The 10,000-nt window shown below is 71.1% G+C and carries 7 protein-coding genes; all 7 read right to left on the bottom strand.

Translation table 11 applies throughout. The features are described 5' to 3' along the window. Positions 1 to 138 precede the first annotated feature (138 nt). From Q4I23_RS26260 to Q4I23_RS26230, 7 genes are read right to left on the bottom strand one after another with little or no spacing between them, the layout of a single operon-like run. Positions 139 to 1,179 (bottom strand): TRAP transporter substrate-binding protein, encoded by a 1,041-nt coding sequence (locus Q4I23_RS26260; RefSeq protein ID WP_454016207.1) that lies wholly within the window; start codon positions 1,177 to 1,179, stop codon positions 139 to 141. Positions 1,180 to 1,194: 15 nt separating this feature from the next. Further along, positions 1,195 to 3,336: an adenylate/guanylate cyclase domain-containing protein gene (locus Q4I23_RS26255; RefSeq protein ID WP_498528160.1), complete on the bottom strand. Its 2,142-nt coding sequence runs from the start codon at positions 3,334 to 3,336 to the stop codon at positions 1,195 to 1,197. A gap of 44 nt (positions 3,337 to 3,380) precedes the next feature. Further along, positions 3,381 to 3,908 (bottom strand): GNAT family N-acetyltransferase, encoded by a 528-nt coding sequence (locus Q4I23_RS26250; RefSeq protein ID WP_454016205.1) that lies wholly within the window; start codon positions 3,906 to 3,908, stop codon positions 3,381 to 3,383. Continuing rightward, the gene (locus tag Q4I23_RS26245; RefSeq protein ID WP_498528159.1) at positions 3,905 to 6,415 is read right to left on the bottom strand and encodes an MFS transporter; all 2,511 of its coding nucleotides are present in this window, start codon (positions 6,413 to 6,415) and stop codon (positions 3,905 to 3,907) included. Before Q4I23_RS26245 ends, Q4I23_RS26250 begins: the two co-directional genes overlap by 4 nt. A 2-nt stretch (positions 6,416 to 6,417) precedes the next feature. Further along, positions 6,418 to 7,617: an ABC transporter substrate binding protein gene (locus Q4I23_RS26240; RefSeq protein ID WP_498528158.1), complete on the bottom strand. Its 1,200-nt coding sequence runs from the start codon at positions 7,615 to 7,617 to the stop codon at positions 6,418 to 6,420. Next, positions 7,614 to 8,795 (bottom strand): alanine racemase, encoded by a 1,182-nt coding sequence (gene alr / locus Q4I23_RS26235; protein ID WP_498528157.1) that lies wholly within the window; start codon positions 8,793 to 8,795, stop codon positions 7,614 to 7,616. Before alr ends, Q4I23_RS26240 begins: the two co-directional genes overlap by 4 nt. Further along, on the bottom strand, positions 8,792 to 9,856 hold the full coding sequence (locus Q4I23_RS26230; protein ID WP_498528156.1) for a patatin-like phospholipase family protein: 1,065 nt from the start codon (positions 9,854 to 9,856) through the stop codon (positions 8,792 to 8,794). The genes alr and Q4I23_RS26230 overlap by 4 nt, the downstream gene beginning before the upstream one ends. Positions 9,857 to 10,000 lie beyond the last annotated feature (144 nt).

Raw genomic sequence — 10,000 nt, 5'->3', positions numbered from 1 at the left:
GCGTATAATCGTCGGCAGCGTCAGATGTGTATAAGAGACAGGGCGAGGGGACGGGCCACGGCCGCGCCGGACGGCTGCGCGCGCTGGCCGGGGGAGCGGTCCGGCGGATGGGATAAGCTGACCGCCCGGCTGAACCGCCTACGGCGTCCGCTCCTCGCGGATCGCCCGTTCGAAGGCGGCCAGCATCTCCACGCCCTCGGCGCCGAAGCGCCGCTCGATGGCCTGCCGCACCGCGGGCTGGGTCACCTTGCGGAACGCCTCCGCCTCGCGCGGGGTCAGCGTGTGGACCTCCATGCGCTGGGTCAGCGGCGGCAGACCGCGGTCGGAGGATTCGATCAGGCGGCTGAGACCGCGGCTGGCGACGACGCCCAGCCGGGCGGCGTTCATCACGGCCGCACGGTCGCTGGGGGCGAGCTCGTCCAGGAACTTGGCGTTCATCACCCAAACATAGGGGAGGAACAGGTGGTTGCTCAGCGTCAGGTGGCGCTGCACCTCGTCGAAGCGGGCGAAGCGGACGATCGGCACCGGATTCATCTGGCCGTCCACCGCGCCGGTGCCCAGAGCGTTGTAGAGGTCCGACCAGGCGACGTTGACCGGCGTGCCGCCCAGGCTGCCGATCATGGTGCGGTGCGTCTCCAGATCCATGGTGCGGATCTTCAGCCCCTTCATGTCCTCGGGCTGGCGGATCGGGCGCTTGGAGTTGGTGATGGTGAACAGCCCGCCCGGATCGCCGAAGCCCAGCACGGCGAGGCCCGCCTTGCGCCGGATCTCCTCGGCCAGCCGGTGGCCGAAGGGGCCGTCAAAGACGTCGTAGGCGTTGGCGACCGAGGAATAGGCGAAGGGCAGATCGATGACCGCCAGCATCGGGTAGAGCGGCGCCACCCCGCCGACCGAGGAGATGGCCGACTGGATGGTCCCCTGGCGGACCAGCTTCACCGCGTCGCCGTCGCGGCCCATCTGGCCCTCGGGAAAGATCTCCACGCGCACGCGCTTTTCGGTCGCCACCTCAACATGGTTCTTGAAGACGATCGCCATGGCCCCGGCGGTGTTGTCGAAGGCGTCGTTGCGGTTGGGGTGGGCCAGCTTGATGACCGTCTCGGCGGACACCCCGGCGGCGGCGAACGCCAGCGCCAGTACCGTGCAGGCGGCCAACAGCCGCGCCGTCCATCTGCTTTTCATCGCGTCCTCTTCTGGCTACTTGGTCTTGAAATGCTCGGCGGGGTCCCAGCCGTCGCCGGGCGGGTCGGCGATCAGCCGCTCGCAGCGCGCGATATAGAGCCGGGCCAGCGCCGCCACCTCCGGCTCGTCGGCCAGCGGCCGCAGCAGGTCCAGGGCGGCCGCCCAGCGCCGGCTGCGGTAGAGCGAGACGGCGACGTGCCACTGGCGGCAGAGGTCGTGAGTCTCCGGCGGGCGGGCGAAGGCCGAATGCGGGTCGAGCGCGCCGACCAGCTCGAACAGCTCGATCGGCGCCGACAGGCCCGAGGGCACGGCGAGATCGACGGGCCGAAACAGGAAGCGCCCGCGCACCGCGTGCTCCACCGCCCCGGTGACCAGGATGCTGGTGCCGTAGACCTTGTTCAGCCCCTCGCTGCGCGAGGCGAGGTTCACATGGGAGCCGAGCGCCGTGTACTGCATGCGGTCGGAGGAGCCGACGTTGCCCACCACCACCTCCCCCAGATGCAGGCCGAAGCGGGTGGGCATCGGCGGCATCCCGGCGGCGAGGCAGGCGTCGTTGATGGCGCGGTTGACCGACAGGCAGCCGAGCGCGGCGAGGCAGGCGTGCTCCGCATGGTCCGGATCGGGGCGCGGGGCGTTCCAGAAGGCCATGATGGCGTCGCCGATGAACTTGTCCACCGTGCCGCCGTGGCCGTGGATGCAGGCGGTCATCCGCTCGAAATAGGTGGTCAGCCGGTCCAGGACCTGCTGCGGCGGCATGGCTTCGCTGGTCGCGGTGAAGCCGGCGATGTCGCTGAACAGGATGCTGAGGGGGCGCGTCTCGCCGCCCAGCTCTCCGCCGTCGCCGGTCACGATGATGTCGCGCACCAGCGCCTTGGGGACATAGGCGCCGAAGCGGCGCAGGCCGCCCTTCATGGCCTCCACGGCGCCGGCCAGCTCCGCCACCTCCTGCACGCGGGTGCGGACGGCGAAGCGGCCGTTCAAGTCGAAATGGCGGATGCGCTTGGTTTCCGACACGATGTCCTGCATCGGGCGGGTCAACCGGTGCGACAGCCACAGCAGCAGCAGGACCGACACCGCCAGCAGGCCGGCGCCGATCACGACGATGCGGTAGGTGGCGCGGCGCAGGGAGCCGACGAACTCGTCCACCTCCACCGCCACGCCGACGGTCCAGCCGCTGCCGATCCCGTCGGCCAGGGTCGCGAACTCGACGATGTAGTCGCGGCCCTGCGGCCCCAGCGGGGCGATGAAGCGGTCGCCGGCACCGTCGCGGCGGCGCTCCACCGCCTCGGCCAGCACCGGGTCGGGGAAGGTCGCGGTGGTGTGGAGGGCCGCCGTCGCGCCGTCGCCGCCGACCAGCAGGTCGGCCCGGTTGTGGCAGATCACCCGCCCGGCGCCGTCGATCACGAACACCGCGCCGGACGACCCGATGCGCAGGGCGTCCAGCCGGGCCGCCAGCCGGTCCAGCGAGACGTCGGCCCCGATGGTCCCGATGGGCACCCCGTCGTCGGTGGCCATCCGGTAAGAGACGGTAACCACCGGCCGCCGGGTCGCCGGCAGGACGAAGGCGTCGGACATCACCGCCACAACCGCTTTCTGAGCCGCCACGTACCAGGGGGCGGTGCGCGGGTCCTCCGTCGCCTCCGTCCGCTCCACGCCGGTGACCTGCCCCCAGGAGCGCAGATAGAAATAGGAGTCGGCGAACCGGCCCGAACTGGAATCCTGCATGCGCAGGGCGAGCGCGCTGCCCGGCGGCGGCGCGGCGGGTCCGAAGCGTCCGCCGTCGGGCGCCAGCCGCGCCATCTGGAAGAAGGCGCCGTCCCCGGCGAAACCGACATAGAGCGAGGCGAGCTGCGGCAGGGTCGCCAGGGCGTCGGAGAAGTAGCGCAGCGATTCGATGCGCCGCAGCCCGTTGCGGTCGATCCGCCCGAACCCGGCCATCGCCTCGGCGACACGGGCCACCGGGCTGACCAGACCGTTCAGGTCGTTGGTGACCGTCTGGGTGGTGCGCGCGATGGACTGCGACGCCACCTCCAGCGCGGTGCGGGAGTTCTCGTGGTAGAGATAGCTGAGCATCACCGCGATCAGCGGCACCGTCGTCAGCAGGAAGACCAGCGCGATTCCCACGCGCAGGCGTATCCGGTATGGCGTTTGGGACATCGGGCGGTCTCCGGAAGGCCAATATTGCGGTGACAAGAGGAGCCTCAGCCGCCGGCCGGGGCGGACAGGTCGCGGACGAAGAGGAGGCGGTCATGGCCGTCGTGCTTGGGCTTGCGCGCGAAGACATGCATGCCGACCGACAGCATTCCGCGCACGCTGGCCGTGTTCTCGGGCCGGACGGTGGCGAACCAGTAGCGGTGCCGGTCCGGCGGCAGCACCCCTTGGGCGGCGGTTTCGATCAGGCGCCGGTGCAGGCCCTGCCCGCGCCGGTCCGGATGCACGAGGATGCCGGTGAAGTGCAGCGCCCGGTCGAGGTCCCCGTCGGGAAGGCCGTAGTCGCGGCCCAGATTGTGGTCGGCCTGACCGGGAAACTGCACGGCGAGGAAGGCGGCAAGCGCGTCGTCGGTCAGCGCGCCGAGCACCGCCCCATGACCCCTGTGCGGCCCTCCCAGCATGTCCGACAGCTCGGCCTCGCCCAGCGGGTGCATCAGCGGGCCGCAGGCCTCCCGCTGCAGCGCCAGGACGGCGCCCAGCGCATCCGGCGCCAGCAGGGCGAAGCGCAGGCCGCTCATCGCCGGCCCTCCGTCCGCTGGCGCGCTGTGCGGTGCGGGACGGTCCGCCGCCACGTCAGCAAAGCGAAGAGCAGCAGGCTGCCGGCCAAAAGCCCGCCGATCAGGCCCACCCCCTCCGGTCCGGCGCCCAGCGGGACGGCGGCGGCCAGCGTGCCGAACAGCAGCGGTCCGGCGGCCTGTCCCAGCTTGCGGGTGTTGACGTGCAGGGCCAGCACGGAATCGCGCCGCCGCGCCTCGCGCGCCGCCAGCAGCTCGACGTGGCGCATCTGGGCGGACAAGCCGAAGCTCTCCGCCAGGCCGATCGCGAACACGGCGGCGAAGGCCGTCCACAGCGACGCCTGGAGACCGAACAGGGCCAGCGCCCCGGCGATCAGCGCCGCGGACAGCAGCGTCACCCCCGGAATCGGCAGGCGCCGCGCCGCCATGCGGGTCAGCAGCGGACCGGCCAGAACGACGCACAGACCGTGCAGCAGGTAGGCGCGGCCCACCGTCGCCGACGACAGGCCAAGATCCGCGATGAACAGCGGCAGATAGAAGGGCAGGAACATCGCCGCCACCGCGGTGGGCAGGGAGATCAGCGCCAGGAACAGCGGCACCTTGATGCGCCGATGCCGCGGGTGGACCGTCGCGCTGCCGGGCGAGGGAACCGCCGCAGGCGCGCATTGCGCGGCATCCGGCGGGACGGTTCCGGGCAGGCGGGGAATGCCGAAAGCGGTGTAGAGCAGCCCTGCCAACGGGATCAGGGCGCCCGCGGCGAACACCGTCACCGGTCCGTAGGTGGTGGAGAGCAGGGCGCCCGACACGGCCCCGCAATTCACCCCGGCGTACATGCCGGCGAACAGGCCGGGTTGCAGAGCGGAACCATCCGAAACCCCGCGCAGCCGCCCGATCAGGGCGTTCGCGGCGATGAGTCCGGCCATGCTGCCCGCCCCGCTCAGCCCGCGGGCCAGGACGAACAGCAGCGGGTCGGCGGTCATCGCCGCCACGGCGGCCAGCGCCATTCCCGCCCCCGCAGCGGCGAAACCGGTCAGCGAGACCGCCCGCCAGCCGAGCCGCCCGGTCAACCGTCCGGCGGCCAGCGCCGCGGCGACCCCGCACAGCATCTCCGCCGTCAGCGGCGCCGCGGCGATCTGGGACGGGGACAGAAAGGGAAAGGGCTCCCCGCCGAAGCTGGTCATCAGCAGCGGGACGAAGGACACCGGCAGAAAGGCGCCGAAATACATCAGAAAGGCCGAGAAGCGGATGAAGCCGGCGAAATCGCCGGTCTCACCCGCCGCGGCGCGGCCATCGCCCGAACGATGGGCCATCCGCGTCCGTCCGCCGAGCGCACGGTCCATCTCGAACATGAACAGAAGCGAGGTGACGAGGATGGTCGCCATGTCCAGCCCGAACTCGGTCAGTTGGGCGGCAACCCGGTCGCCGTCCACCACGGCCACCAGCTTGCGCGACTCGCCGCCGCGGTCCTGGGCGAGCGGCCAGCGCAGCGTCACGTCCGGCATGTCCGACAGGAAGGGAACGCCGGTCACCATGTGGCGTCCGTCGTGCGCCGGCGGGCTTGCGCCGGGCATGGCCAGTTCGATGGATTGCAGGGTGGGCATGCTGGCGCGGATGCGCTCGAAATAGCTGTCCATCCCGGCCAGCGACCCATAGTCCAGTCCGCGCCGGACCACCGACTCGACGTCGTTGCGGATCATCCGGGCGACGATCTGAGTCGCCTGTTCGGCGGCCTCCAGATGGGCGGTGGAGATCACCGTGTAGCATTCCGCCGCCGCCGCGGTCTGGGCGGCCAGCATCGCGCCGAGTGCCAGCAGCCGGCGCAGGCGCTCCAGCCGGACCCGACGCCCCTCCGACGCGCGGCGCAGCCCGAAGGCCATGGCAAGGCCGGTCAGGCCGAGGAAGCCGACCGTCCCCAGCCCCGTCCACAGCAGTTGCGGCAGGGTACGGTCGCGGAACTCCTCGACGGGGTCGTCCACCCTGCCGCTGTCGGACTGGATGATGAGGAAGCCGACGGGAGCGTCGGCCTGCCGGCCGTCCCGCTCGGCCTCGCCGGGATTGCGGATCGGCAGATAGAGGACGTAGGACCCGTGGTCGGCGTCGTGCCGGAACCAGTGGGGGCGCCGCTCCAGCTCGGCACGGGCGCGGCGTAGGGTGGCTTCCGCCATCGGCTCCACGGGCCGCCCTCTGGCGATGGCGACGACGCGCCCGTCCGCCACCGCCACCCCGATTCCCCGCGCCCAGGGCAGATTGGCGGCGAGCTGGTCGAGGATCGCCTCCAGCCCATAGAAGTCGTCCAATGGCTTGCCGTAGCCCAGCGCGTCCTGGATGTTCTCCACGGTCTTGCCGCCGACCACCGCGAAGGCGGCCATCAGCGTGCCCGCGTAGTTCTGGCGGAAGGAACCGAGATTGATGCTCAGGCTGAAGGCCAGCGTCACCCCCACCAGCAGAACGGACACAAGGAAGGCGCGGAGGGGGCCGGAACGGCTGGACGGGGCGCCGGGTGAGGCCATGGCTAGAGCACTCCGTGCAGTGAATCCGCCGCCAGCAGCGCCGGGAAGGGGATGCGGTAGCCGATGGCCGCCGCCGTCGCCGCGTTCCAGGCGATGGAGGGCGTGTCGAAATAGACCTGCGGCAGGTGGCGCAGCGGCTCGCCGGCCGTGACGCGGGCGAGGGTGGCGGCGCCGAAATGGCCGATGCCCGCCATGTCGGCGCGGGCGATGCTCATCAGCGCGCCGCGCTCCACCTCCTCGGGGCCGAGCTGCGAGAAGGTCGGGATGCGCTGTTTCAGGAAGGGCCGGGCCAGCGAGGTGAAACGGTCCAGCGGCCAGCGACCGTAGGTAATGTAGACGGCATCCGCGTCGCGCGACAGCGCCTCCCAGGCGGCGGTCAGCTCGACCTCGTAGCGGTATTGGTCGAGATGGTCGATCGGCGCGCGGACATGCCGGCGCACCAGCGCGAAGCCGAGTCGTTCGGCCGTCGCCTCGATGTCGGGCAGCGAGGCGATGGCCCGGCCCGTCGGGCTGTCGTCGTGGGCGATGCCCAGCCGCCCGAACCGGAAGGTCTTGTGGAAGATGGACAGCTGGCGCTGGAACCGCCGCGGGTCGAGATGCGCCCACACATGATCGCGCCCGGTGTCGGCCTCCGCCGCGACGATCCCGGCGGCGATCGGGTTGGTGCAGGAGAAGGCGAGGACCGGCACCCGGTGCGCGTCGCTGGCCAGGGCGACGCCGGCGACCGTCCCCATGACGATCATCAGGTCGATGTCGCCCTCCTGCAGGCGTTTCACCAGCGCGGCGGCGCCATCGGGGGTCAGGTTGGTGGCGTGGGCGTCGGCGACGAAGTCGAGAACCGGGCTGTCGGCATGGGCGGCCAGCCAGGACCAAGGGGTGGCGGTGTCGGTCTGGCCTGGACGGTAAGGCAGGCCTGTCAACGCGCCGGTCCAGCCCATGCGCTCCAGCTCACCCAGGATAGCGGCGAGCGTCGCGGCGTAATTGCCGTAGGGCATGGATTCGGCGTAGCCGACACGCCAGCGCCGCGGCACGTCCCGGACCGACGGCAGGGGGCGGGGAGCGGCCAGGACTGTAGGCGACGGGCAGAGGGCGCCGAAGCCGACGGCGGCGGCCCCGGCCATCCAGCCGCGGCGGGTCATCGCCGCGGCTGGATGGCCGATGGTGGTGGATCGGCTGGTGACGGACGGCACGTGCGGGCTCATTCCGTTTGGTCCTCCCCCGCGGAGCTCGACCGGTAGCGACGGACGACCCGCGGCCCGAGAAGCGGGATTGCGCTGGGGCGCAGCCCGGACCGTGCCGCGATGTCCTCCACGGTGATCCGGTGATCGCCCTGCCGCCCGATCAGGACTGCCTCGTCGCCCGGCTGGACGCCGGGGACGTCCGTCACGTCGGCCAGCAGGCTGCTCATGAAGGGGCGGCCGAGGACCGGCGCCGGGCGTTCCCGGATCAGCAGGACCCCGCCGGCCAGCCGGTGCAGGTGGTGGGCGTCGGAGAAGCCGAAGGGTAGGACCGCCACCGGCGTGCGCCGGGGCGCCGCGCTGGCGGCGGCGTAATCGGCGACGTCGCCCAACTCCAGCGCCGTTACACGGGTAACGCGGGCCTTCACGCTCATCACCGGAGCGAGGGGGAGGGGCAACTCCCCATCCACCATGCGGATGCCGAACAGGGCGGCGCCGCACCGCACCGCCGTGCAGCCGATACGCGCCGCGGCCTCGGTCAGCAGGGGCCGGCCGAGCGCCGCGCTGCTGAGCGCGTGGACCAGCGGCGGCAGCAGTCCGGTTGCCCGCACCGCCTCGACCGCCTCGCCGAACCGCTCCAGTTCCGCCAGGCCTCCGTCCTCGTAAGGACCATAGGCGCCGGACAGGTGGGTGTAGAGCCCTTCCAGCCGCAGCGCCGGCGCGCCGGCAACCGCGGCCAGCAGGTCGGTCAGGTCCGCCCGCGGTGCCCCGAAGCCGGCGAAGCCGGTGTTCACCCGGACATGCACGTCGACCGTTCGTCCGGCGCGGTTGGCGGCGGTGGCGAGCGCCCGCGCCTCCGCCGCGCTGGTGACGGTGGCGCCCAGCCGGTGCAGGGCGGGCAACCGCAGCTGGCTTTGCAGCGGCGGGTCGATGACGAGGATGGGGGCCGTCACGCCGGCCCGCCGCAGGGTGATGGCCTCGCCCATGTCGGCGACCGCCAGCCCGTCGATCCCGAACCGCTGGAGCGCCCGCCCGACCGGTCCGGCGCCGTGGCCGTAGGCGTCCGCCTTGACCACGCCGAAGACGGCTTGGCCGGGGGGAAGGCCGCGGCGCAGCCGTTCCAGGTTCCGGCCGAGGGCGTGCAGATCGATGTCCGCCCAGGCGGTGGTGCTGCCCCGCCGGCCCGTCCGCGTTCCCGTCATGCAAGGAACTTCGCGCTGATGTCGGTCGAGGATTCCCTGCCGATCTTGTCGAAGTGCTGATCCAGGAACTCGTCGGCCTTATGGCGGCCCGTTTCGAACATGTACATCAGAAAGTCCCAGTCGGCGTTCAGCTTGCTGGTGACGCCCAGCTTCTCCACGACCTCTTCGGCGTCGACGGTGTGGATGTGCATCTTCTTGTGCTTCTCCGGGCTGAGTTCGCCGGAGTCGATCAGTTTGGAGACGAAGTCGACGACACGCAGTTCGCGCATCATGCTGGAGTTGAAGCTGAGCGTGTTGACGCGGTCCATGATCTCGCGGGCGGTGCGCGGCGGCACCGGCACGCGGACCGGGTTGATCTGGATGATCAGGATGTCGCGGCTGTCGCACTGGTCGATCAGCGGGAACAGCGGCGGGTTGCCGGAATAGCCGCCGTCCCAGTAGAAGGCGTTGCCGACTTGCACCGCCTGGAACAGGAAGGGCAGGCAGGCCGAGGCGAGGACCGCATCAACCGAAATGTCTTTCGGGCCGAACACCTTCAGCCGGCCGGCGCAGACGTCGGTCGCCGCGATGAAGGTCTTGCAGGCCGGCGCCTTGCGCAGGCGTTTGAAATCCACCACGTCCGACAGCACGTCGCGCAGCGGGTTCATGTTCATCGGGTTCAGCTCGTACGGCGACATCATGCGCGACAGCGCGTCGAACATCTGCCAGAGCGGGGAGAAGTCCATGTTCCCCTTGCTGAACATCTTGTCGAGCGGGGTCGGCTGGAGCGGCCCCTTCTTCGCCTCGTCGGAGATGCGGCGCCAGAATTCGCGCAGCTTGCCCCGCGCGCCCTCAGGACCGCCGATGGTCAGGCCATAGGCGGTGACGGCGCAGTTCATGGCGCCGGCGCTGGTCCCGACGATGCCGTCGATGGTCAGGCGCCCGTCCTCCAGGATGCGGTCGATCACACCCCAGGTGAAGGAACCGTGGGCGCCACCCCCCTGGAGCGCGAGGTTGATCGGCTTGGCGCCTTTCCGGTTGGCGGGTTGGACGGCGGGGGCGGGCATGGTCTGGTCGGGCATGAATGGCTCCGGTCGTTGACGTCCTGATGAGGACGGCGGAATGGGACGGGTCGTGCTCGGGTGTGCGGCGCTGGTCAAAGCGCCGGTTTCATCACCTTGGGAGCTGTCTCTTATACACATCTGACGCTGCCGACGATTATACGC

It is taken from the genome of Azospirillum sp. UFLA03-27, from assembly GCF_059803775.1.
This window is presented reverse-complemented; position numbering and strand designations above follow the sequence as displayed.

Coding starts and splice junctions, on each gene's coding strand:
- Q4I23_RS26260 (WP_454016207.1), bottom strand. CDS start 1,179: ATGAAAAGCAGATGGACGGCGCGGCTGTTGGCCGCCTGCACGGTACTG.
- Q4I23_RS26255 (WP_498528160.1), bottom strand. CDS start 3,336: ATGTCCCAAACGCCATACCGGATACGCCTGCGCGTGGGAATCGCGCTG.
- Q4I23_RS26250 (WP_454016205.1), bottom strand. CDS start 3,908: ATGAGCGGCCTGCGCTTCGCCCTGCTGGCGCCGGATGCGCTGGGCGCC.
- Q4I23_RS26245 (WP_498528159.1), bottom strand. CDS start 6,415: ATGGCCTCACCCGGCGCCCCGTCCAGCCGTTCCGGCCCCCTCCGCGCC.
- Q4I23_RS26240 (WP_498528158.1), bottom strand. CDS start 7,617: ATGAGCCCGCACGTGCCGTCCGTCACCAGCCGATCCACCACCATCGGC.
- alr (WP_498528157.1), bottom strand. CDS start 8,795: ATGACGGGAACGCGGACGGGCCGGCGGGGCAGCACCACCGCCTGGGCG.
- Q4I23_RS26230 (WP_498528156.1), bottom strand. CDS start 9,856: ATGCCCGACCAGACCATGCCCGCCCCCGCCGTCCAACCCGCCAACCGG.